General features: G+C 68.8%; 21 protein-coding genes and 1 pseudogene. 11 read left to right on the top strand and 11 right to left on the bottom strand.

Annotated features, from left to right (window positions below; genetic code table 11):
• Positions 1 to 4 precede the first annotated feature (4 nt).
• Entirely contained in the window at positions 5 to 874 is an 870-nt protein-coding gene (locus J2N69_RS18365; protein WP_230901751.1) for a GNAT family N-acetyltransferase, read from the top strand.
• A 114-nt stretch (positions 875 to 988) separates the two neighbouring features.
• Here the strand turns inward: J2N69_RS18365 and J2N69_RS18370 are convergent, their stop codons facing one another.
• Entirely contained in the window at positions 989 to 1,414 is a 426-nt protein-coding gene (locus tag J2N69_RS18370) for a GlcG/HbpS family heme-binding protein (RefSeq protein ID WP_230901752.1), read from the bottom strand.
• 51 nt (positions 1,415 to 1,465) lie between these two features.
• Positions 1,466 to 2,677, bottom strand: coding sequence for an MFS transporter (locus J2N69_RS18375; protein WP_230901753.1), 1,212 nt, complete (start codon positions 2,675 to 2,677; stop codon positions 1,466 to 1,468).
• A gap of 142 nt (positions 2,678 to 2,819) precedes the next feature.
• Between J2N69_RS18375 and J2N69_RS18380 the strand changes: the two genes are divergently transcribed.
• Positions 2,820 to 3,278: a MarR family winged helix-turn-helix transcriptional regulator gene (locus J2N69_RS18380; RefSeq protein ID WP_230901754.1), complete on the top strand. Its 459-nt coding sequence runs from the start codon at positions 2,820 to 2,822 to the stop codon at positions 3,276 to 3,278.
• Positions 3,279 to 3,350: 72 nt separating this feature from the next.
• Positions 3,351 to 3,803: a GNAT family N-acetyltransferase gene (locus J2N69_RS18385; protein WP_230901755.1), complete on the top strand. Its 453-nt coding sequence runs from the start codon at positions 3,351 to 3,353 to the stop codon at positions 3,801 to 3,803.
• Between the two features lie 185 nt (positions 3,804 to 3,988).
• Here J2N69_RS18385 and J2N69_RS18390 read toward each other — a convergent pair whose 3' ends face one another.
• Together J2N69_RS18390 and J2N69_RS18395 are read right to left on the bottom strand one after the other, a co-directional pair.
• Entirely contained in the window at positions 3,989 to 5,365 is a 1,377-nt protein-coding gene (locus J2N69_RS18390) for a serine hydrolase domain-containing protein (RefSeq protein ID WP_230901756.1), read from the bottom strand.
• A 250-nt stretch (positions 5,366 to 5,615) separates the two neighbouring features.
• A pseudogene (locus J2N69_RS18395) lies at positions 5,616 to 5,819 on the bottom strand (ATP-binding cassette domain-containing protein); the annotation flags it as partial.
• A gap of 139 nt (positions 5,820 to 5,958) precedes the next feature.
• Between J2N69_RS18395 and J2N69_RS18400 the strand changes: the two are divergent.
• The gene (locus tag J2N69_RS18400; RefSeq protein WP_230901757.1) at positions 5,959 to 6,681 is read left to right on the top strand and encodes a dienelactone hydrolase family protein; all 723 of its coding nucleotides are present in this window, start codon (positions 5,959 to 5,961) and stop codon (positions 6,679 to 6,681) included.
• A gap of 21 nt (positions 6,682 to 6,702) precedes the next feature.
• On the opposite strand, the gene dnaB is transcribed toward J2N69_RS18400, so the two are convergent.
• Positions 6,703 to 8,178 (bottom strand): replicative DNA helicase, encoded by a 1,476-nt coding sequence (gene dnaB / locus J2N69_RS18405; protein ID WP_127908736.1) that lies wholly within the window; start codon positions 8,176 to 8,178, stop codon positions 6,703 to 6,705.
• A gap of 459 nt (positions 8,179 to 8,637) precedes the next feature.
• Between dnaB and J2N69_RS18410 the strand changes: the two genes are divergently transcribed.
• Complete coding sequence (locus J2N69_RS18410) at positions 8,638 to 9,975, top strand: MATE family efflux transporter (RefSeq protein ID WP_230901758.1); 1,338 nt, start codon at positions 8,638 to 8,640, stop codon at positions 9,973 to 9,975.
• 129 nt (positions 9,976 to 10,104) lie between these two features.
• Here the strand turns inward: J2N69_RS18410 and rplI are convergent, their stop codons facing one another.
• The 4 genes from rplI to rpsF form a co-directional block, all read right to left on the bottom strand.
• Positions 10,105 to 10,551: a 50S ribosomal protein L9 gene (rplI, locus tag J2N69_RS18415; RefSeq protein ID WP_127908734.1), complete on the bottom strand. Its 447-nt coding sequence runs from the start codon at positions 10,549 to 10,551 to the stop codon at positions 10,105 to 10,107.
• 18 nt (positions 10,552 to 10,569) lie between these two features.
• On the bottom strand, positions 10,570 to 10,806 hold the full coding sequence (gene rpsR, locus J2N69_RS18420; RefSeq protein WP_003949403.1) for a 30S ribosomal protein S18: 237 nt from the start codon (positions 10,804 to 10,806) through the stop codon (positions 10,570 to 10,572).
• A gap of 72 nt (positions 10,807 to 10,878) precedes the next feature.
• On the bottom strand, positions 10,879 to 11,475 hold the full coding sequence (locus J2N69_RS18425; RefSeq protein WP_230901759.1) for a single-stranded DNA-binding protein: 597 nt from the start codon (positions 11,473 to 11,475) through the stop codon (positions 10,879 to 10,881).
• A gap of 78 nt (positions 11,476 to 11,553) precedes the next feature.
• On the bottom strand, positions 11,554 to 11,844 hold the full coding sequence (rpsF, locus tag J2N69_RS18430) for a 30S ribosomal protein S6 (protein ID WP_016644628.1): 291 nt from the start codon (positions 11,842 to 11,844) through the stop codon (positions 11,554 to 11,556).
• Between the two features lie 266 nt (positions 11,845 to 12,110).
• Here rpsF and J2N69_RS18435 point away from each other — a divergent pair, with 266 nt between their 5' ends.
• The 3 genes from J2N69_RS18435 to J2N69_RS18445 all read left to right on the top strand — a co-directional run bounded on the left by J2N69_RS18435 (position 12,111) and on the right by J2N69_RS18445 (position 14,789).
• Complete coding sequence (locus J2N69_RS18435) at positions 12,111 to 12,425, top strand: hypothetical protein (RefSeq protein ID WP_230901760.1); 315 nt, start codon at positions 12,111 to 12,113, stop codon at positions 12,423 to 12,425.
• A 145-nt stretch (positions 12,426 to 12,570) separates the two neighbouring features.
• Positions 12,571 to 13,692 carry a lipid II:glycine glycyltransferase FemX gene (locus J2N69_RS18440; protein WP_127908732.1) on the top strand — a complete coding sequence of 374 codons (1,122 nt, stop codon included), beginning with the start codon at positions 12,571 to 12,573 and terminating at the stop codon, positions 13,690 to 13,692.
• A gap of 65 nt (positions 13,693 to 13,757) precedes the next feature.
• Positions 13,758 to 14,789 carry an alanine racemase gene (locus J2N69_RS18445; protein WP_127908731.1) on the top strand — a complete coding sequence of 344 codons (1,032 nt, stop codon included), beginning with the start codon at positions 13,758 to 13,760 and terminating at the stop codon, positions 14,787 to 14,789.
• Between the two features lie 168 nt (positions 14,790 to 14,957).
• Here J2N69_RS18445 and J2N69_RS18450 read toward each other — a convergent pair whose 3' ends face one another.
• Positions 14,958 to 16,508 carry a glycosyltransferase family 87 protein gene (locus tag J2N69_RS18450; protein ID WP_230904766.1) on the bottom strand — a complete coding sequence of 517 codons (1,551 nt, stop codon included), beginning with the start codon at positions 16,506 to 16,508 and terminating at the stop codon, positions 14,958 to 14,960.
• Positions 16,509 to 16,644: 136 nt separating this feature from the next.
• A complete protein-coding gene (locus J2N69_RS18455; RefSeq protein ID WP_230901761.1) occupies positions 16,645 to 19,401 on the bottom strand; it encodes a transglycosylase domain-containing protein in 2,757 nt (918 codons plus the stop codon).
• A gap of 373 nt (positions 19,402 to 19,774) precedes the next feature.
• On the opposite strand from J2N69_RS18455, the gene J2N69_RS18460 reads away from it, so the two are divergent.
• The 3 genes from J2N69_RS18460 (at position 19,775) to J2N69_RS18470 (ending at position 22,979) form a co-directional block, all read left to right on the top strand.
• Positions 19,775 to 20,461 carry a PadR family transcriptional regulator gene (locus tag J2N69_RS18460; RefSeq protein ID WP_230901762.1) on the top strand — a complete coding sequence of 229 codons (687 nt, stop codon included), beginning with the start codon at positions 19,775 to 19,777 and terminating at the stop codon, positions 20,459 to 20,461.
• A gap of 59 nt (positions 20,462 to 20,520) precedes the next feature.
• Positions 20,521 to 21,603: an inositol-3-phosphate synthase gene (locus J2N69_RS18465; RefSeq protein WP_230901763.1), complete on the top strand. Its 1,083-nt coding sequence runs from the start codon at positions 20,521 to 20,523 to the stop codon at positions 21,601 to 21,603.
• A gap of 119 nt (positions 21,604 to 21,722) precedes the next feature.
• A complete protein-coding gene (locus tag J2N69_RS18470; RefSeq protein ID WP_230901764.1) occupies positions 21,723 to 22,979 on the top strand; it encodes an MFS transporter in 1,257 nt (418 codons plus the stop codon).
• The last annotated feature ends 116 nt before the right edge of the window (positions 22,980 to 23,095 follow it).

A 23,095-nucleotide genomic window follows, 5' to 3' on the forward strand; every position in this document is an offset into this window, starting at 1 on the left:
CCGAGTGTCGACACCTTCCCTCTCCGCACTGCCCATCCGCCGACTCACCCCCCGCGATCTGACGTCCTGCGCCGATCTCTCCGAGGACCGGGGTTGGCCCCGTGAGGAACACAAGTGGGGCCTCCTGCTGTCGGCCGGAACGGGCTACGGCATCGACGATCCCGACGGCGACGGCCTCATCGGCGCCTACGTAGTGACCCGGTACGGCCCGCACGAGCGGCCCGGCCTCGCGGCGATCGGCATGGTCCTTGTCGCCGAGCGGTACGCCCGCCGCGGTATCGGTCGTCGGCTGATGCGGTACGCCCTGGAGGAGACCGCCACCGTCCCGGTGACGCTCCACGCGACACCGAACGGCCGCCCCCTGTACGAACAGCTCGGCTTCAAGATGATCGGACGGGCCGAGATGGTCCGCGGGCATCTCACCCCGTCCGGGCCGCCCCCCGGCATCGCCACCCGCCCGGCCACCGCGGAAGATCTGACGGCCATCCTCCGGCTCGACACCGAGGTCTTCGGGCACGACCGGACCCATGTGATCACTCGTCTGCCCGCCTTTACCGACCAGCTCCGGGTGGCGGAGGTCAATGGCGAGATCATCGGTTACGCGGGCGCATGGCCGAACATGGAGACCCACGTCGTCGGCCCGCTCATCGCCCGTGACACGGAGACCGCGAAGGCGCTCATCACCTCGCTCGGCGCGCACACCGACCGGCCGCTGCGCACCGACATCGACGTACGGCACGAGGAGTTGCTGAACTGGGTGAAGGAGAGCGGCCTCGAACCGGTCGCCTACAACGCGGTGATGGCTCACGGCATCCCGGAGCTGCCGGGCGACTGGACCCGCCGCTTCGCGCCGCTGACGGTGGCGGCCGGCTGACAGCCGAGGAGCGCGGCGGACGACACCAGCGGCCCCGGCCCACGACGTGAAGAGGCCCGCCCCCAAGTGCCCGGAAAGCTCCGGGGCTTGCGGGCGGGCCTTTCCGCGCGCGGATTACGCGAGGGCCTCCACGGCCGCCGTCGCGAAGCCGTGGTCCTGCTCGGGGGCCCCGCCACCGACGCCGATCGCACCGATCAGGCGGCCGTCGCGGTGGACCGGCAGGCCGCCCGCGATGAAGAGCAGCGGCCGGTCGAGGGCGGTGGGCAGGGTGTGGAAGAGGCCGCCGGGCTGGACGGCGTCGACGAGGTCGGCGGTCGGGGCGTTCAGCTGCAGGGCGGTGTACGCCTTGCGGGTGCTGGTCTCGCCGGAGATCAGCACGGCCCGGTCGTCGCGCCGGAAGGCCAGGAGGTGGCCACCCGCGTCGAGGACGGTGACGCTGACCGTAACGTCGGCCGCCTCGGCGGCGCGGCGGGCCGCGGTGACGAGCGCTTCGGCGTCCTCGATGGTCAGCGGGGCGACGGCAGTGGTGGTGGTGCTCATGCGGTGCTTCTCCTTGTGGTGCGCGGTGCGAGGGGAGGGGAGGAAGAAAGGTCAGTGGTGGACGGGGGTGGCCCGCTCGACGGGGGCCGTTCCGGTCACGACGAGGCTCGGGGCCGCTGTGGAGCGGCGCTCCAGTACGGCCGAGAGGATGGCCAGCACGAGGGCGGACCCGGCGAGGACTGCGCCCACCCAGTTCGGTGCGGTGTAGCCGAGGCCGGCGGCGATGACGATGCCGCCGAGCCAGGCCGAGAGGGCGTTGCCGAGGTTGAAGGCGCCGATATTGACGGCCGAGGCGAGGGTGGGAGCCCCGGATGCCTGGTCGAGGACACGCTTCTGGAGTGGCGGTACGGTCGCGAAGCCCAGCGCGCCGATGAGCGTGATGGTCACAGCTGCGGCGATCTTGTTGTGCGCGGTGAGTGTGAAGAGGGCGAGCACGACGGCCAGGGCGCCCAGCGAGATGTAGAGCAGCGGCATCAGCGCGCGGTCCGCGAACTTCCCGCCGATCAGGTTGCCGGCGACCATGCCGAGGCCGAAGAGGACGAGCAGCCAGGTGACGGAGGAGTCCGCGTAACCGGCGACGTCCGTCATCATCGGCGCCAGGTAGGTGACGGCGGCGAAGACCCCGCCGAAGCCGAGGACGGTCATGGCCATGGCCAGCAGCACCTGTACGTTGCGGAAGGCCGCCAGTTCGTGGCGCAGCCGCACGCCTTCGGGCTTGGGCAGGTCCGGGACGAGCTTGGCGATGCCCGCGAGGCCGATGACGCCGAGCGCCGCGACGAGGCCGAACGTCATGCGCCAGCCGAGCGTCTGCCCGACGAAGGTGCCGAGCGGCACGCCGACCACGTTGGCGACGGTCAGACCCGTGAACATCATGGCGATGGCGCCGGCCTTCTTCTCGGGGGCGACCAGTTCGGCCGCGACGACCGAACCGATGCCGAAGAAGGCGCCGTGGGCGAGCGATGCGACGACACGTCCTGCCAGCATCACGCCGAAGACGGGGGCGGCGGCGGAGAGCAGATTGCCCGCGATGAACAGGCCCATCAGCAGCATCAGCATCCGCTTGCGCGAGATCTTGGTGCCGAGGACGGTCATCAGGGGGGCGCCCAGGACGACGCCCAGGGCATAGCCGGTGACGAGGAAGCCGGCCGTGGGGATGGAGACGCCGAAGTCACCCGCGACCTCGGGGAGCAGCCCCATGATCACGAACTCGGTGGTGCCGATTCCAAAGGCGCCGATCGCGAGGGCCAGTAGCGCGAGAGGCATGGAACTACCTTCCAGACGGTTGCAGGTGCGCTTAACGTGCGTCCACAATAATTGCAGACGCGGGTTAGCTGCAAGAGCTGGCTATTGCACACGTGGACTATCCTGGGTCGTAGCCACTCCGGGACGGAGGAATACAGGAGCCATGACAGCGACGGACCCCGCACTCACCGCACTTGCCCAGGGGTGGTGCGCGCTCTCCCTGCTTCACGGGCAGATCGAGAGCCACATCGAGCGCGCTCTCCAGACCAAGCACGGGCTGAGCGTGCGGGAGTACTCCCTGCTCGACGTCCTCAGCCGCCAGCACGACGGCGAGGGAGGCCACCTGCAGATGAAGCAGGTCGCGGACGCCGTGGTCCTGAGCCAGAGCGCCACCACGCGCCTGGTCACCCGCCTGGAGGACCGCGGGCTGCTCTCCCGCTACCTGTGCCCCACCGACCGGCGCGGCATCTACACGGACGTGAGCGAGGCCGGCATGGCACTGCTCGATGAGGCGCGCCCCACCAATGACGAGGCACTGCGCGAGGCGCTCGACGAGGCCCGCCAGAATCCGGAGCTCGCCCCGCTGGTCAAGGCCGTCGAGACGCTGCGCGTGCCTGCCTAGAGTTGCCCGCCCTCTTCAAGAAAAGCCTCCTCTTGACGCTCCTGGCGAGGACGGCCCGCATAGGCTGCGGCCATGGGAGATCTTGAAATACGCCCGGCCATAGCCGACGACCTGCCCGCCATCGTCGCCATGCTCGCCGACGACCCCCTGGGTGCCACGCGCGAGTCGCCCGACGACCTGACCCCGTACGTCACCGCGTTCCAACGTCTGGCCGATGATCCGAACCAGCGCCTGGTCGTCGCCGTCCGGGAGGGGCGCGTGGTCGGCACGCTTCAGCTCACGATCGTTCCGGGGCTCTCCCGGAAGGGCGCCACGCGCTCGATCATCGAGGGCGTACGCGTGCACGCCGACGAGCGCGGCAGTGGGCTCGGCACCCGGTTCATCGAGTGGGCCATCGACGAATCACGCCGTGAGGGCTGCCAGTTGGTGCAGCTGACCTCCGACGCCACACGCACCGATGCCCACCGGTTCTACGAGCGGCTCGGGTTCACCGCATCGCATCTGGGCTTCAAGCTTCAGCTCTGAGACGTCCCCGACCCCTGCGACGTCTGCGACGCCTGTCGGCCTTCGTGACCCTCGCATCCTGGGAGCCGAGGTACGTCTGTGGTTTCGCCCGGGGGCGTTTCACGTGAGACATGCCTCGCGCGGGGGCCGTGTTTCACGTGAAACATGCCCCCCCTTTTGCCCCGGGCCCTACCTCACATCTGCCCTCAGAAGCCGCGCCAACCCTCCGGGTCCACACCACCCGGAACCGGCGCCCCTTCGTCGTACGGCTTACGGGTGAAGACGAACGAGCCCAGGTCGAGATGGCTCACCGAACCGTCCGTTCGCCGCACCGGTCGCAGCAGCTCTCCCGCGTAGTAGCCGTCAAGCCCCGTCCACGTGCCGTCGCCGTTGGAACGGAATCGTGCCTGGCGCCCTGCACCGGACAGCGGGCCGATCTCGACACCGCCGTCGGCCGACAGGCGGAGCGCGAGCACTTGGGTCCCCCAGTACCAAGGGCCGGTCAGCTCAAGAACCTTCTCGTCGACTTCAGGGAGCGGCCGCCACGGCTCGGGGATGCGCGGCTCCGCCTCGGCCACGACCTTCACCAAGTCCGCTGCCAGCGTCGCCACCAGCGGCCCGGAGGTGCAGTTGGCCAACGCGACCGCGGCCACCCCCTCCTGCTCGCTCACCCACAGGCCGGCGATGAAGCCCGGCAGCGACCCCGTGTGCCCCGCCAGGCTGAGACCCTCCCACCGCAACAGGTCCAGACCCAGGCCGTACGACCTCTCCCAGCTCTCCGGCTGTGACGGTGCCGATGGGGTCCGCATCTCCCGTACGGACTCCGCGCCGAGGACCCGCTCGTCGCCCTGCGCGAGGAAGCAGGCGAAACGCGCCAGATCCGCCGTCGTGGACCACAGCTGACCAGCCGGAGCCATCAACCCCAGATCCTCGACAGGCTCCGGCATCAGCACGTCCGCCCACGGATGCACCGCCCAGCCGCCCGCGTGCGGAGCCTGCGGCTGCGCGCTCGTACGGTTCAGTCCCAGCGGTTCGAGCACCTCGCGGCGCAGCACGTCCTCCCAGGGCGCGCCACGCACCGCCTCCACCAGCGAACCCAGCAACGTATAACCGGGGTTGGAGTAGTGGAAGCGACGGCCGACGGGGTGCCGGAAGGGCTGCTCGCCGAGGACATCGGCGAGTTCCGGGCGCGTCGTCCCGGGCGTGCGCTCCCACCATTCCCCCGGTGTCTCGGCCGCCAGTCCGCCGGTGTGGGCGAGGAGTTCGGCGATCGTGGCCTCCCCCGCACCGGTCCCCGGCAGGTGCTTCTCCAGCGGGTCCCGCAGATCCAGCAGTCCCTCGTCCCGCAGCCGCATCACCAGGACGGCGGTGAACGTCTTGGTGATCGAGCCGATGCGGTACTGGACGTTCTCGTCCGGCGCGTGCCCGTCCACCATGCTTCGGGCGCCGCTCCACACGACCTCACCGTCGCGGGCCACGGCGGCCACCAGAGAGGGGGCCCGGCCGTCCGCCTGCGCGGTGGCGATGCGGTGCAGGAGGGTGCGGCGCGTGGTGGGGAGCAGTTTTTCCTGGGGCGTTGTCATGGGAACAGTTCACCTGGGCGCGACCGGTGCGTCGAGCGTATTCGATCGTCGGTCAGCTCGGGGGAGTCGTTCGCGTATCGGTCAGCCCGGTGGAGTCGCTGGTGACGGAGCCCAGAGCCCAGCCGCCGTCCCGTCGCACAGGTGCTGTTCGTACGTGGTGACCTTGCTGTGGACGATCTCCAGGCAGGCGTTCAGATCGTCGATCTTGGTCCGGATGTCCCGCTCATGCTTTTGAAGCAGTGCCAGACGGTCCCGCGACGCGCACCTCGCCGGCGTCCGCGGGAAGCAGCGTGGACAGGACCCGGACGGTGGTGGTCTTGCCGGCGCCGTTGGGCCCGAGCAAGGCGTAGACGGTGCCCGCGGGGACGGTCAGATCGATGCCGGCGACCACTTCCCGGTCCCCATACGCCTTGCGCAGTCCGGCGACTTTGATCGCGCTTGTTCTCGTAGTCATGCCGACCATGCTGGAAGGTTGCCTCTGGGGCAGGGTCAAGCGTCACGCCGAGAGCCGACCGGGAGCACACCGCCCCCGCCGTTCCACCCACGGAGAAGACCCGCCCGCCCGCGCCCGACGCTCACTACAGTCCAGCCACATGACGACGGTCACCACGCGAACAGTCGAGTATCCCGCCGACGGCCTCACGATGATCGGACACCTCGCGCTCCCCGCCGGGGCCGACCGCCGACCCGCGGTCCTGATCGGGCCCGAGGGTCCGGGCTTGAACGACTTCCAGCGCCGCCGGGCCGACGCCCTGGCCGAACTGGGGTACGTGGCGCTGGCCTTCGACATCAACGGCGGTCGCTGGTTCACCGACCCCCAGGAGATGCTGGCACACACGACCCCGCTGCTCGCCGACCCCGACCGGATGCGGGGCATCGGCCACGCCGCACTCGACGTACTGCGCGCCGAGCTGCGGACCGACCCCGACCGGATCGCCGCCATCGGCTACGGAACCGGAGGCGCCATCGCGCTGGAACTCGGGCGTGACGGCGTCGACTTGCGCGCGATCGGGACGGTCAACGCGCTGACCACAGGCCGACCGGGCGAGGCGGCGCACATTCGCTGCCCGGTGTGGGCCGGCGTCGGGTCCGAGGACCCGATCATGCCGCCCGAACAACGGAACGCCTTCACGGCCGAGATGCAGGCCGCGGGCGTCGACTGGCGCCTGGTGGTCTACGGGGGCGCGCTGCACGCCTTCCACCATCCGCCGGTCGACCAGACCGTGCTGCCCGGCGTGGGCTACCACGAACGGCATGCCCAGCGTGCCTGGGACGACATCGTCGACCTGCTCGCCGAGTGCCTGCCCTGCCCTTGACGGAGCGCGGTCCTCCTCGCCTCAGGTCTGCGCCATGTCCACGAAGCGCGAGTAGTGGCCCTGGAAGGCGACCGTGATCGTCGCCGTCGGACCGTTACGGTGCTTGCCCACGATGATGTCCGCCTCACCCGCGCGGGGCGACTCCTTCTCGTACGCGTCCTCGCGGTGCAGCAGGATCACCATGTCCGCGTCCTGCTCGATCGAGCCGGATTCACGCAGGTCGGAGACCATGGGCTTCTTGTCCGTGCGCTGCTCGGGACCGCGGTTCAGCTGGGAGAGCGCGATCACCGGCAGCTCCAGCTCCTTGGCCAGGAGCTTGAGGTTTCGCGACATGTCCGAGACTTCCTGCTGCCGGCTCTCGGCCCGCTTGGAACCACCGGACTGCATCAGCTGGAGGTAGTCGATGACGACGAGCTTGAGGTCGTTGCGCTGCTTGAGGCGGCGGCACTTGGCGCGGATCTCCATCATCGACAGGTTCGGGGAGTCGTCGATGTAGAGGGGGGCGGCCGAGACGTCCGGCATGCGGCGGGCGAGCCGGGTCCAGTCCTCGTCCGTCATCGTGCCGGACCGCATGTGGTGCAGCGCCACGCGCGCTTCGGCGGAGAGCAGACGCATCGCGATCTCGTTGCGCCCCATTTCGAGCGAGAAGATCACGCTCGGCATGTTGTGTTTGATCGAACAGGCCCGCGCGAAGTCCAGCGCCAGCGTCGACTTACCCATCGCGGGGCGGGCCGCGATGATGATCATCTGGCCGGGGTGCAGGCCGTTGGTGAGCTGGTCGAGGTCGGTGAAGCCGGTCGGCACACCGGTCATCTCGCCGGACCGCGAGCCGATCGCCTCGATCTCGTCGAGTGCGCCTTCCATGATGTCGCCGAGCGGGAGGTAGTCCTCGGTGGTGCGCTGCTCGGTGACCGCGTAGATCTCGGCCTGCGCGCTGTTGACGATCTCGTCGACGTCGCCGTCGGCCGCGTATCCCATCTGGGTGATGCGGGTGCCGGCCTCGACGAGGCGGCGCAGCACCGCGCGCTCGTGGACGATCTCCGCGTAGTACTCGGCGTTCGCCGCGGTCGGGACCGTCTGGACCAGCGTGTGCAGATACGACGCACCGCCGACCTTGGTGATCTCGCCGCGCTTGGTGAGCTCGGCGGCGACCGTGATCGGGTCGGCCGGCTCGCCCTTGGCGTACAGGTCGAGGATCGAGGCGTAGATCGTCTCGTGCGCGGGCCGGTAGAAGTCGTGGCCCTTCAGGACCTCGACGACGTCGGCGATGGCGTCCTTGGAGAGCAGCATGCCGCCGAGCACCGACTGTTCGGCGTCGAGGTCCTGGGGCGGAACGCGTTCGAAGGAGGAGCCTCCGCCGTCCCAACCGCTCTCACGTCCGCGCTCATGCTGCTCGTCGCGGTTCCGGCCTCCGTCGCGGCGCTGGCGGGAGACGGGCAGACGGTCACTGGGACCGCTGTCGGCCCAGGGGTCGTCCAAAGGCTCGGAGATACTCACCGGGCCACCTCCTCCCGTCCGCCGCGCGGACCTCGCCGTGCCCCTTTTTCTACGGCACGACACTGACAAATCAGGGGGCCCAACTCCGGTTCTGACGCGTCGGTTTTCGGGGGTTTCCGAGGTCGTACGACGAGGCGGGCGCCGGACCACGGTAGGCCCGCGGGCACCGTCAGCCAATCTGGTTATCCACAGGCGGTGTGGATGACGGGCCCGATGCTGTGGAGAACCTCGTCAAACCTGTGCACGGCCCGGTGGACAGCCCTGTGAACAAGCCCTCAGCGGCCGTCGGACACTGGCCCTGACCTGCACCTTTCCCATCCACCGGCTGTGCAGAAGAAAAACTTTCCCCAGCGGACCAAGATCACGACAAACGGCGCGCCAAGGAGCGTCCAGCGACCGTCCAAGTAAGGGTCACAATCCAGTTGCATCTCTTACCTGTGGAAGATTAGATTGGTGCCCATGACACAGGCTTCCGCCGCGCCCAAGGCCGACCGTCGAAGGCACGACCGAGAGATCATCGCCCTCGCCGTCCCCGCCTTCGGCGCACTGGTCGCCGAACCCCTTTTCGTCATGGCCGACAGCGCCATCGTGGGTCACCTCGGCACAGCACAGCTGGCCGGCCTCGGCGTCGCCTCGGGCCTCCTCACCACCGCGGTGAGCGTCTTCGTCTTCCTCGCCTACGCCACTACCGCCGCCGTGGCCCGTCGGGTCGGCGCCGACGACCTGTCGGCCGCGATCCGGCAGGGCATGGACGGGATCTGGCTCGCACTGCTGCTCGGCGCCGCCGTCATCGCCGTCGTCCTGCCCACAGCGCCCGCACTGGTGGAGGTCTTCGGAGCCTCGGACGCGGCGGCAGGGTACGCGATCACGTATCTGCGGATCTCCTCGCTCGGCATCCCCGCCATGCTCGTCGTGCTCGCCGCCACCGGTGTACTGCGCGGCCTCCAGGACACCAGGACCCCGCTCTACGTCGCCATCGGCGGCTTCGTCGCCAACGGCGTCCTCAACGTCGGCCTGGTCTACGGCGCCGACCAGGGCATCGCCGGCTCCGCCTGGGGCACCGTCATCGCCCAGTGCGGCATGGCAGCGGTCTACCTCTTCGTCGTCGTACGCGGCGCCAGACGCCACGGAGCCTCGCTACGCCCTGACGCCGCCGGAATCCGGGCCTGCGCCCAAGCGGGCGTCCCGCTCCTGGTCCGCACGCTCTCCCTGCGGGCCATCCTGATGATCGCGACCGCGGTGGCCGCACGGCTGGGTGACGCCGAGGTGGCCGCCCACCAGATCATTCTCTCCCTGTGGAATTTTCTGGCCTTCGCCCTGGACGCCATCGCCATCGCCGGGCAGGCGATCATCGCCCGCTACCTGGGGGCCAATGACGCCGAAGGCGCCCGCGCCGTCTGCCGACGCATGGTGCAGTGGGGCATCGCGGCCGGCGTCGGCCTCGGCCTGCTCGTCGTCCTCGCGCGGCCGCTCTTCATCCCCCTCTTCACCGGCGACGCCCCCGTCCAGGACACTGCGCTGCCCGCTCTAGTGGTCGTGGCGCTCGCGCAGCCGATCTGCGGCATCGTCTTCGTGCTGGACGGTGTCCTGATGGGCGCCGGCGACGGGCGCTATCTCGCCTGGGCGATGCTGCTCACGCTCGCGGCATTCACGCCGGTCGCCCTGCTGGTGCCGTATCTCGGCGGCGGCCTGACCACCCTGTGGGCAGCGATGACCCTCATGATGACGGTACGCATGCTGACCCTCTGGCTGCGCTCCCGCTCCGGCCGCTGGATCGTCACGGGCGCCACGCGCTGACCCGCGCTGCCCCCGCCGCGGTTTCACGTGAAACACCGGCGGGGTTTCACGTGAAACATGGGCACCCACGAGAAAGGGGCCGCACCCCATGGGTACGGCCCCTTCACTCAGTCCAGCCAAGCGCAGTGCTTAGGCAGAGACGACCTCGACGTTGACCTTCGCGGCAACCTCGGGGTGCAGACGCACGGACGTCGCGTGGGCGCCCAGCGTCTTGATCGGCGAACCCAGCTCGACGCGGCGCTTGTCGATCTTCGGGCCACCGGCAGCCTCGATCGCCGAAGCGACGTCAGCCGGGGTGACGGAACCGAAGAGGCGACCGGCCTCGCCGGAGCGGACGGCCAGGCGGACCTTGACGCCCTCGAGCTGCGCCTTGATCTCGTTGGCCTGCTCGATCGTCGCGATCTCGTGGATCTTGCGAGCACGACGGATCTGCTCGACGTCCTTCTCGCCGCCCTTGGTCCAGCGGATCGCGAAGTTCCGCGGGATCAGGTAGTTGCGGGCGTAGCCGTCCTTGACGTCTACGACCTCGCCGGCGGCACCGAGGCCGGAGACCTCGTGGGTGAGGATGATCTTCATTAGTCGGTCACCCTTCCCTTATCGCGCGGTGGACGTGTAGGGCAGCAGCGCCATCTCACGGCTGTTCTTCACGGCCGTGGCGACGTCACGCTGGTGCTGCGTGCAGTTGCCGGTCACGCGGCGGGCACGGATCTTGCCGCGGTCGGAAATGAACTTCCGCAGCATGTTCGTGTCCTTGTAGTCCACGTACGTGACCTTGTCCTTGCAGAAAGCGCAGACCTTCTTCTTAGGCTTGCGCACAGGCGGCTTCGCCATGGTGTATCTCCTGTGTGATCAAGAAGTGGGGGTACGACCCGCCCTCGGCCCGAAGGCCATAAGCCCTGAGGCTCAGAAGGGGGGCTCGTCCGAGTAGCCGCCACCGGAGCCGCCGGAGCTTCCGCCCCAGCCGCCACCGCCGCCGCCCTGCTGCTGGCCGCCGCCGGCCGGGGCACCGGTCGCCCAGGGGTCGTCGGCGGGAGCACCGCCGCCGCCCTGCTGCTGGCCGCCGCCGGAGCCACCGCCCCAGCTGCCGCCCTGCTGGCCGCCGCCACCGCCGCCGTAACCGCCCTGGCCACCGCGACCGGTGGTCTTGGTGACCTTGGCCGTGGCGTTCTTCAGGCTGGCGCCGACTTCCTCGACGTCCAGCTCGTAGACCGTGCGCTTGACGCCCTCACGGTCCTCGTAGGACCGCTGCTTCAGTCGGCCCTGCACGATGACGCGCATGCCTCGCTGGAGCGACTCCGCGACGTTCTCCGCCGCCTGACGCCAGACCGAGCAGGTCAGGAACAGGCTCTCGCCGTCCTTCCACTCATTCGTCTGACGGTCGAAGGTGCGGGGGGTGGACGCGACACGGAACTTCGCGACCGCCGCACCGGAGGGGGTGAAGCGCAGCTCGGGGTCGTCGACAAGATTGCCGACGACCGTGATGACGGTCTCGCCTGCCATGGGGGAACCTCTCGGCGGGTTTGCTGCTGGCTGCTTGTTGCTGCTACTCGATTCCCGGGTGCTGCTGAGCTAGAAAGCTCAGTGCATCTCGGGACGGAGGACCTTGGTCCGGAGGACCGACTCGTTCAGGTTCATCTGTCGGTCGAGCTCCTTGACGACCGCAGGCTCGGCCTGGAGGTCGATGACCGAGTAGATGCCCTCGGGCTTCTTCTTGATCTCGTAGGACAGACGACGACGGCCCCAGGTGTCGACCTTCTCGACCTTTCCGTTGCCCTCACGGACGACGGAGAGGAAGTTCTCGATCAGCGGGGAGACAGCGCGCTCCTCGAGATCGGGGTCGAGGATGACCATCACTTCGTAGTGACGCATGTGGAACCCACCTCCTTTGGACTCAGCGGCCACGGTCGTTCCGTGGCAGGAGGGTCGTGATGCGTACGCAACCGTATCGGCCGCCACTGACAATCGGCTTCCGCGAACGGAAGCTCCTGCCGTGGTCCGGGCAGACACGGGTGCAGACGGTACAGACTACCCGCACCGAGGCTTCCGGTTGAAATCCGGCGAGGTACGGGCAGAATCTGTACACATCGGGTGTGTATGGCGCTACGATGCGCCGCTCTCCGCAGGAGGTGCCTCACATGGCACAGACAATGCGACACAACACCACTACCTCGCTCTTCGCCTCGGACGGCAAGTCCCATCCGCTCCAGGACACGCTCGTCGGCGTGACGCTGGTACTGGGCGCGATCGCCTTCGTGACGGCGATGTTCCACAGCCTCCATCTGCTCAGCTCGTGGACGGGCCTGGTCGGCATCATCACCGGCGCGTACGGCCAGTTCATCTCGGCGACGACCCGTGAGCGCTTCGGTCTGATCCTGGGCATGGGTGCCGCGGCCATCGGCTTCTTCCTCGGCATGGCACACGGCGGACTCTTCGGCGGAATCATCGGCTGACCACCCACGGCACCCCGGTCCCGGGCGGGGCCGGGGGCCAAGGTTGCCTACGGCCAGTCGGGGCGCTCGCAGGGCGCAGTAGGCTTCGGCGCGAGAGCCGGAGCCCCTGAACCCATGGGGACACACCAGCCGAGGAGCGCCCCGAATGAGTCTGACCCTGAGGACCATCAGTCGCGAGCAGCATCTGGCGTATATCCAGACACTGCCGTCGGCGAGTCATTGCCAGGTCCCGGCATGGGCTGACGTGAAGAGCGAATGGCGCTCGGAGAACCTGGGCTGGTTCGACGACCGGACCGGCCAGCTCGTCGGTGCGGGCCTGGTGCTCTACCGGCAGCTGCCCAAGCTGAAGCGGTATCTCGCCTACCTCCCCGAGGGCCCGGTCATCAACTGGTACGCCCCGAACCTGGACGAGTGGCTCCAGCCGATGCTGGCGCACCTCAAGCAGCAGGGGGCCTTCTCCGTGAAGATGGGCCCGCCGGTCGTGATCCGCCGCTGGGACGCTCCGGCGATCAAGGCCGGCATCCAGAACCCGGACGTGAAGCGGCTGCGGGACGTCGAGGCGACGTTCATCGAGCCGCGCGCCTTCGAGGTCTCCGACCGGCTGCGCCGGATGGGCTGGCAGCAGGGCGAGGACGGCGGCGCCGGCTTCGGTGACGTACAGCCCCGGTTCGTCTTCCAGGTGCCGCTGGCCAACCGCTCCCTGGACGAGGTCCAGAAGGGCTTCAACCAGCTGTGGCGGCGCAACATCAAGAAGGCCGAGAAGGCCGGCGTCGAGGTCGTCCAGGGCGGCTACCAGGACCTCGCCGAGTGGCAGCGCCTCTACGAGATCACGGCCATCCGCGACAAGTTCCGCCCGCGGCCGCTCGGCTACTTCCAGCAGATGTGGCAGGCCCTCAACTCCGAGGACCCCAACCGCATGCGGCTGTACTTCGCGCGGCACAACGGCGTGAACCTCTCGGCCGCCACCATGCTCGTCGTCGGCGGGCACGTCTGGTACTCCTACGGTGCCTCGGACAACATCGGGCGTGAGGTCAGGCCCTCGAACGCGATGCAGTGGCGGATGCTCCGCGACGCGTACGCCATGGGGGCGACGGTCTATGACCTGCGCGGCATCTCCGACTCCCTGGACGAGACGGACCACCTCTTCGGTCTGATCCAGTTCAAGGTGGGCACCGGCGGTGAGGCCGCCGAGTACATCGGCGAATGGGACTTCCCGCTCAACAAGCTGCTGCACAAGGCGCTCGACATCTACATGTCGCGCCGCTGATCCCGCACAATTTCCGTCCATAACTCTGATACACCGCAGACACGAGAAAGGTTCCGGGACCAGCCATGGCGCTCACGCTCTATGTCGACACCGCGCGCTGGCGGGCACATCACAAGCACGTGCTGGAGCAGTTCCCGGGCATCGTCCCGGTCTGCAAGGGCAACGGCTACGGCTTCGGTCACGAGCGCCTGGCCGAGGAGGCCACGCGCTTCGGCTCCGACATCCTCGCCGTGGGCACCACCTACGAGGCGGCCCGGATCAAGGACTGGTTCAGCGGTGACCTGCTGGTCCTGACCCCGTTCCGGCGGGGCGAGGAGCCGGTGCCGCTGCCCGACCGCGTGATCCGCTCCGTGTCGTCGCTCGACGGCGTGCACGGCCTGGTGGGCGCCCGCGTCGTCATCGAGGTCATGTCCTCGATGAAGCGCCACGGCATCAGCGAGCAGGAGCTCCCGCAGCTGCACGCCGCCATCGAGGACGTACGGCTCGAAGGCTTCGCGCTCCACCTTCCGCTGGACCGCACCGACGGCTCGGACGCCGTCGAGGAGGTCATCGGCTGGATGGACCGCCTGCGCGCCGCCCGTCTCCCGCTGCACACGATGTTCGTCAGCCACCTCAAGGCCAACGAACTCGCCCGGCTTCAGCAGCAGTTCCCGCAGACCCGCTTCCGGGCGCGCATCGGCACGAACCTCTGGCTGGGCGATCACGAGGCCACCGAGTACCGCGGCGCGATCCTGGACGTCACCGCCGTCGCCAAGGGGGACCGTTTCGGCTACCGCCAGCAGAAGGTCGCCTCCGACGGCTGGCTGGTCGTGGTGGCGGGTGGCACCTCCCACGGCGTCGGCCTGGAGGCCCCGAAGGCGCTGCACGGCATGATGCCGCGGGCCAAGGGCGTGGCCCGCGCGGGGCTCGCGACCGTCAACCGCAACCTCTCGCCGTTCGTCTGGGCAGGCAAGCAGCGCTGGTTCGCGGAGCCGCCGCACATGCAGGTCTCCATCCTCTTCGTGCCTTCCGACGCACAGGAGCCCAGGGTCGGCGAGGAACTGGTGGCCCATCTGCGGCACACCACCACCCAGTTCGACCGCATGGTGGACCGCTGAGGCACCGCCGAAGCCTCCGCACCCCCGCACCACGCTTGAAGGGGCCGGACACGACACACACGTCGTCTCCGGCCCCTTCAGGCGTATGCAAGCTGTGTCCACCACCCGTCGCCGGTGTTCGCTCAGGGCGAACACGGACGCGAACGCCCGACGGCAGGTCCGGGCCCCTCAGCGCGACATATCGGTTGTCGCCGCCCCCCACTTCACCATCGGCCCCTCGGCGGAGTGCGCCACAGGCCGCGCCGGTTGCGCCGCCAGCCCGAGGACGAAGGCGTCCTCCGCACCGTTCAGAACGCCGCCCGAAGGGTCATCGTCGCCGCCCCGGCGCACCACGTCCCGCTCCGGCATCAGGATGTCGCGTACGACCACCGCGCACAGGTAGAGCGTCCCCAACAGATGGACGACGATGGCCACTTGGTAGCCCTCGGTGGGCAGGCCTTTGTGCGCGTCCCCGCTCGTGGTGTACGCCAAGTACAACCAGATCCCGAGGAAGTACGCGACCTCGCACGCCTGCCAGATCAGGAAGTCGCGCCAGCGGGGCCGCGCGAGCGCCGCGAGCGGGATCAGCCACAGGACGTACTGCGGCGAGTAGACCTTGTTGGTCAGGATGAAGGCGGCCACGACCAGGAAGGCGAGCTGCGCGAAGCGCGGCCGGCGCGGGGCGCTCAGCCCGAGTGCTCCTATGGCCAGGCAGGCCAGGAGCATCAGCGCCACCGCCAAGATGTTGACGGTGTCGGTGGACAACGGCGACTCCGTGCGCTGGTTGAGGATCAGCCAGAAAGACCCGAAGTCGACGTCCCGCTCCTGGCTGAAGGTGTAGAACTTCGACCACCCGTCGCCGGCGAGCAGTATCACCGGAAGGTTGACGGCCAGCCAGGTGCCCGCGGCACCGACCAGGCCGGTCCCGAAGGCCCGCCAGCGGCCCGCGCGCCAGCACAGGATCAGCAGCGGCCCGAGCAGCAGCACGGGATAGAGCTTGGCGGCCGTGGCGAGCCCCAGGAGGACGCCGAAGGCGAGGGCACGCGCCCGCGCCCACATCATCATCGCGGCGGCCGTGAGGGCGACGGCCAGCAGATCCCAGTTGATGGTGGCCGTCAGCGCGAGGGCGGGGGCGAGGGCGACGAGCAGGGCGTCCCACGGGCGACGCCGGTGGGTACGCGAGACGCAGACGGCGACGACGGCCGCACAGACCATCAGTATCCCCGCGTTGACCATCCAGTAGATCTTCTCCTGGTGCTGGATGGACCCGCTGCCCGGCGTCACCCAGGAAGCCATCTCCATGAACGCGCCGGTCAGGACCGGGTATTCGAGGTACTCCATCTCGCCGGGCAGTCTGTCGAAGTACGGCACGAGGCCGTCGGCGAAGCCTCGCCCTTCGTAGAGATGCGGGATGTCGGAGTAGCACGCGTGCGTGTACTGCGAGCTCGCTCCCGAGAACCACGCGCCGTTGTAGCACGGCATCTTCTGGACCATGCCCAGCGCGAACATGCCGAGCGCGATGATCGCGATGACGCGGACGGGAGACCACCAGTCCGCCGTGTACAGCGCTCTTCGGCCGGAGGGACCGCCGAGCAACTCGCTGCCGGCCCGGGCGACCTCGTCCTCCACTGTCGGCCGTACCGGCTCCGGCTCCTGCGGGCTCACGGGCTCGTACGCGCTTCCGCTCGGCGTCTCTGCGCCGGGGCGGGCGCTGGGGTCTGCACTGGGCATGCCCGACATCCTGCCGTACGCGGGTGAGAACGCGCCGAGGGCCGCCACACCCGGTCGGTGTGGCGGCCCTCGTTTCACGTGAAACATGCGCGGGGGCGGTCCCGGTCGGCCGTCGGATCACTCCGCACGGACGGGTGGGGCCGGCTCAGCCGAAGATTCCTCCGCCGTTCTGGTTCCCCCGGTCGTCGCCGTCCGGCGGGTCGATCGTGGGAGGTGGTGATTCCCCGCCCGGGTCTCCGTTGGCGCCGCCGTCCTGGGCACCGCCATCGACGCCGCCGTCGTTGTTGCACTCCCAGTCCCACTGGCTGCATGACTCTTCAGGGTCGGGCGACTGCGTCGTGGGCGGCTTGGTCGTCTCCGTCTCCGTCGGCGTCGGAGACGTGGTCTCTTCCTTCTCCGGCTCCTTGGTCGCCGTGGGGCTCGGCGGCGGAGGCGGCGTCTCACCGACGAGCTGACCGATCGGCCCCGGCGGCGGGAAGGACTCCACAGGCTCGCCCTTGAGCGCCTTCGACATGTAGTCCTGCCAGATCTTCGCGGGGAACGAGGCGCCGTGGATCTTCTCCTCGCCACCCGTGCCGAACATCTCCAGGAACTCGCGCTTCTTGTTGGTCTCGTCGTCGTCGAGCCGGTACATGCTGATCGCCGTCGACAACTGCGGGGTGTAACCGACGAACCAGGCGGACTTGTTGCCGTCCGTGGTGCCGGTCTTGCCCGCGACCGGGCGGTTGCCCAGCTGCGCCGAGGTGCCGGTGCCCTTCTCCACGACGGTCCTCAGCACGTCGGTGACGTTGTCGGCGACCTGCGGGGTGAAGGCGCGCTTGGTCTCCTTATTGTGGTGGTAGACCGAGTCGCCCTTGTACTCGACCTCCTTGACCGAGTACGGCTCGTTCTGCTTGCCGCTGGCCGCGAACGTGGCGTAGGCCCCGGCCATCCGGATCGCACTGGGCGACGAGGTGCCGAGCGAGAAGGAGGGGTAATTGGCGCTGGCCATGGAACTGTCGTCCTTGAGGCCGGCGTCGATGGCCGCCTCCTTCACCTTGTCCAGACCGACGTCCATGCCGAGCTGCACATAGGCCGAGTTGACCGACTCCCGCATCGCCTCACGCAGGTCGATCTGGTAGGTCGGAGGGTTGTACGACGCGTCTCCGTCGTTCTTCTGGAGCCACTCCTTGCCCTCACGGTCGGTCCAGACACTGTCGTTGTAATTCTGGATCTTCAGCTCGTTCTTGCCGCTGTACAGGCTCTTCGGACTGACCACAGTGCGCTGGGCCAGGCCCTGCGACGCCGGGCCACCGGGGTCCCGTACGCCGTACTTGAAGGCGGCGGCCAGCACGAACGGCTTGTACGTCGAACCCACCTGGGCGCCGGTCTGGTCGGCGTTGTTGGTGAAGTGCTTCGTCGCGTCCTCGCCGCCGTAGATGGCCTTGATGGCGCCGCTCTTGGGGTCCACGGAGGCCCCGCCGAACTGGACGTGCGTGTCCTTCTCGGGACGCAGCTTCGGCTTGATCTTCTCCTTGCGGACCTTCTTCACCGCGTTCTCGAGTTCCCTGACCTTCTTCCTGTCGAAGGTCGTGTGGATCTCGTAGCCGCCCTGCTGGAGCTGCTCGGCGGTGATGTCCGTGTTGCGGATGACATACGCCTTGGCCAGGTCCACGAGGTAACCGGTCTGGCCGCCCAGCTGGGTGTTCGACCGCGGGTTCTGCAGCTTCGGGAACACCTTGTACTTGTTCCGCTCCTCGGCGGTCAGGTGGCCGTCCTTGACCTCTTCGTCGAGAATCCACTCCCACCGCTTCTTGGCGCGCGCGGTGTTGTCCTTCTGGTTGGCCGCGGGGTCGATCTCGGGGTAGCCGGCCGGGTCGTAGTACGTGGCGCCCTTGAGCACCGTCGCGAGGAGCGCGCACTCGCTCGGGTCCAGGTCCGTCGCTTCCTTGTCGAAGTACGCCCGGGCGGCCGCCTGGATGCCGTAGGCCCCACGACCGTAGTAAGCGGTGTTGAGGTAGCCGGCCATGATGTGTTCCTTGGACTCGGTCCGGCCGACCTTTATGGAGATGAAGAGTTCCTTGAACTTGCGGCTAAACGTCTGCGACTGATCACCGAGACGCGCGTTCTTCACGTACTGCTGGGTGATCGTGGAGCCACCCTGGGTCTGCCCGCCCTTGGCCATATTCACCACGGCGCGCGCGATGCCCATGGGGTCGACGCCCTTGTCGTCCTCGAACGTCTTGTTCTCCGCCGACATGACGGCGAAGCGCATCTCCTTGGGGATGTCGTCGTAGTCGATGATCTGGCGGTTGCGCTCACCACCGGTCGCGACCATCTGCTTGCCGTCGGCCCAGTAGTAGACGTTGTTCTGGGCCTTGGCCGCCTTGTCGACCTCGGGAACCTCCACCAGGGCGTACGAGATGCCCGCGACGGCCATCAGGCCGCCGACGAAGCTCAGGAAGAGACCGGTGACCAGGCGCCACGACGGCACCCAGCGCCGCGCGCCCCGCTTGCCCGCGCGCGGGTAGTCGATGAACCTCTTCTTGCCGGGCTGCTGGGCGCCACGGCCCCTGCCGCGCCCCGGCCCGGACCCGCCGGAACCGCCGGGCCCACCCCCGCCACGGCGTCCGCCACCGCCGGCACGTCCGCCGCCGGAGGCCTCGGCCGCCCTGCGGCGACCGCCTCCCGCGCCGACCGAACCACTGCGCTGCGCGGCGCGCCGGGCCTGCGCCCGGCCTCCGTAGGTCTGGTCCCCCTCGTCCTGAGCCCCGGCTCCCGGTGCCCCATAGGAGGAAGCGGACGGTCCAGTGGCATCTCTCGGCGCCGCACGGCGGCCCGACGGCGCTCCTGGGGCGCCACGCCTGGCCGCGGCGCGTCCGCCGCCCTGCGGCTGCGGCGGTTTGCGACGGTGCTCGCTCATCGAACGATTACTCCTCGGGCAGGCGCAGCTGTCCACGCCTGGAAACGGCGGCTGGTTTCCGGTCCCCCCGACGTACGGATGCGCCCGTTCCGGCGCTCACCCGCACTACACCGGGGACGACGACGCTCCCTGGCGTCACTTGGTTCCCGGCGGCATACATGGCGCACAGACTACGCACCGTCAAAACCCTCGTAGAGCCGAAGTTCACCCCAAATCAGGCAAGTTACTTCCTACGAATCGGTGATGTGACGCCGTTCACCGTGCCCCCTCTTGTCACATGCGGGGCACCGTTCTATCGTCTCGATGTATCGAGTCGATACATCAGCTCGGCATAGAGGCCGTACTGAGGGACCTCGGAAGACGGGAGGCGAAGATGAGCAGGCGCTCCGGCATCCTGGAATTCGCCGTCCTCGGTCTCCTCCGCGAGTCCCCGATGCACGGCTATGAGCTGCGGAAACGTCTCAATACGTCGCTAGGAGTCTTCCGCGCCTTCAGCTACGGGACCCTCTACCCCTGCCTCAAGACGCTGGTCGCCAACGGCTGGTTGATCGAGGAAGCGGGCAGCGCCTCCGAGGACGCCCTCGCGGCTCCGCTCACCGGGCGTCGCGCCAAGATCGTCTATCGGCTGACGGCGGAAGGTAAGGAGCACTTCGAGGAGCTGCTCTCGCAGACCGGCCCCGACGCGTACGAGGACGAGCACTTCGCCGCCCGCTTCGCCTTCTTCGGGCAGACCTCGCGGGATGTGCGCATGCGGGTGCTCGAGGGCCGCCGCAGCCGGCTCGAAGAACGTCTGGAGAAGATGCGCGCCTCCCTGGCCCGAACCCGGGAGCGCCTGGACGACTACACGCTTGAGCTGCAGCGGCACGGCATGGAGTCCGTGGAGCGCGAAGTGCGCTGGCTGAACGAGCTCATCGAGAGCGAGCGCGCGGGGCGGGACCAGCACCGGCCCTCCCGCGAAGGCTCCGCTCAGCAGGACAGCACATCTGGGGAGTCGGCGGACCTGCCCCGGCGGCGGGAGAACGACCCGCCGCCGGACCCGTCCGATGGCCCCACCAAGTGAGACCCAGCGTTCCGCAGGGTTTCATCCGGAATACCGAGATCACACAGGGAGCAACCGGAATGGGTTCGGTTCGCGTAGCCATCGTCGGCGTGGGCAACTGCGCCGCCTCGCTGGTCCAGGGCGTCGAGTACTACAAGGACGCCGACCCGGACGCCAAGGTCCCGGGCCTGATGCACGTCCAGTTCGGCGAGTACCACGTCGGTGACGTGGAGTTCGTCGCCGCCTTCGACGTGGACGCGAAGAAGGTCGGCCTCGACCTCGCGGACGCGATCGGCGCCAGCGAGAACAACACCATCAAGATCTGCGACGTGCCGAACACCGGCGTGCAGGTCCAGCGTGGCCACACCCTCGACGGCCTGGGCCTGTACTACCGCCAGACCATCGAGGAGTCCGCCGAGTCCCCGGTCGACGTCGTCCAGGTCCTCAAGGACCGCAAGGTCGACGTCCTCGTCTGCTACCTGCCCGTCGGTTCCGAGGACGCCGCGAAGTTCTACGCGCAGTGCGCCATCGACGCCAAGGTCGCGTTCGTCAACGCGCTGCCGGTCTTCATCGCCGGTACCAAGGAGTGGGCGGACAAATTCACCGAGGCCGGCGTGCCGATCGTCGGTGACGACATCAAGTCGCAGGTCGGCGCCACCATCACGCACCGCGTCATGGCAAAGCTGTTCGAGGACCGCGGTGTGCGCCTTGAGCGCACGATGCAGCTCAACGTCGGCGGCAACATGGACTTCAAGAACATGCTGGAGCGCGACCGCCTCGAGTCGAAGAAGATCTCGAAGACGCAGGCCGTCACCTCGCAGATTCCCGACCGCGAGCTGGGCGAGAAGAACGTCCACATCGGCCCGTCGGACTACGTCGCGTGGCTCGACGACCGCAAGTGGGCGTACGTCCGCCTTGAGGGCCGCGCCTTCGGCGACGTCCCGCTGAACCTCGAGTACAAGCTCGAGGTCTGGGACTCCCCGAACTCCGCGGGTGTCATCATCGACGCCCTGCGCGCCGCGAAGATCGCCAAGGACCGCGGCATCGGCGGCCCGATCCTCTCCGCGTCGTCGTACTTCATGAAGTCCCCGCCGGTCCAGTACTTCGACGACGAGGCGTACGAGAACGTCGAGAAGTTCATCAAGGGCGAGGTCGAGCGCTAAGCAGCTCTCTCCTTGCCGCTCATCGAGGGTCCCCCGGGCAATGCGCCCGAGGGACCCTCCTCGTATGTGCCGGGGGCCTTCCTCGTATGGGGCCTTCCTCGTATGTGAGGGTGTTCCCCATGGCTGTCGTCGGTGACCTGCGTGTCCTGCTGCGTCTGCGGGATTTCCGGCGCCTGCTCGCCGTACGGCTGATCTCCCAGAGCGCGGACGGCGTCTACCAGGTCGCGCTCGCCACGTACGTGGTCTTCTCACCGGAGAAGCAGGCCTCGGCCGGAGCGATCGCCTCCGCGATGGCGGTGCTGCTCCTTCCGTATTCGCTGGTCGGCCCCTTCGCGGGCGTCCTCCTGGACCGCTGGCGGCGCCGACAGGTCTTCCTCTACGGCAACCTCCTGCGGGCGGTGCTGGCGGCGCTGACCGCCGTGCTGATGCTCAGCGACGTCCCGGACCAGCTCTTCTACGCCTCCGCGCTGTGTGTCACCGCCGTCAACCGGTTCGTGCTCGCCGGACTCTCCGCCGCGCTGCCGCGGGTGGTGGACGCCGACCGCCTGGTCATCGCCAACTCCCTGTCGCCGACCGCGGGGACGCTCGCCGCGACGGTGGGCGGCGGTCTCGCCTTCGTCGTCCGGCTGGCGGGCTCGGATTCGGACGCGGCGGTGGTCCTCCTCGGGGCCGCCCTCTACCTCTGTGCGGCGCTCGCCTCACTCCGCATGGCGCGTGACCTGCTCGGTCCGGACCCCGACCTGGTACGCCCCCACCTCGGGGAAGCGCTGGCCGGCACGGCGCGTGGCCTGGCAGCGGGAGTGCGGCACCTGGCCCGGCGCCCCGCGGCCGCCCGCGCGCTGGCCGCGATGACCGTGCTGCGCTTCTGCTACGGCGCGCTGACGGTCATGGTCCTGATGCTCTGCCGGTACGCCTGGTCGTCCTCGGAGTCCGACGGGCTGGCGCTGCTCGGCCTCGCCGTCGGCATCTCCGGGGCGGGCTTCTTCGTGGCGGCGCTGGTGACCCCGTCGGCGGCGGGCCGACTGGGCCCCGGCGGCTGGATCGCCGCGTGCGCGGCCGTGGCTGCGGTCCTGGAACCGGCCCTCGGCCTCACCTTCGCCCCCGTACCCCTGCTCGTCGCCGCCTTCGTCCTCGGCCTGACGACGCAGGGCGCGAAGATCGCCACGGACACGGTGGTGCAGGCCGCGGTGGACGACGGCTTCCGTGGCCGGATCTTCTCGCTCTACGACGTCCTCTTCAATGTCGCGTTCGTGGGAGCGGCGGCCGTGGCGGCGCTGATGCTGCCGGGTGATGGTCAGTCGGTTCCGCTTGTCGTCATCGTGGCTCTGCTGTACGGAGCAGTTGCGGCGAGTATGGCCCGCTTTGGCATGCAGTAAGTGTCACATCAGTGCCACAGACCTCCTCTGAGCTTCAGAGATGTCACCGCACCCCGATAACTTACGGACGTCTTATCCGCGCCATCGCGCTTTCGTTCGAGGGGGACCCCCAAAAG

The organism is Streptomyces huasconensis (assembly GCF_021028635.1).
In the GTDB taxonomy this organism is placed as follows: Bacteria; Actinomycetota; Actinomycetes; order Streptomycetales; family Streptomycetaceae; genus Streptomyces; species Streptomyces huasconensis.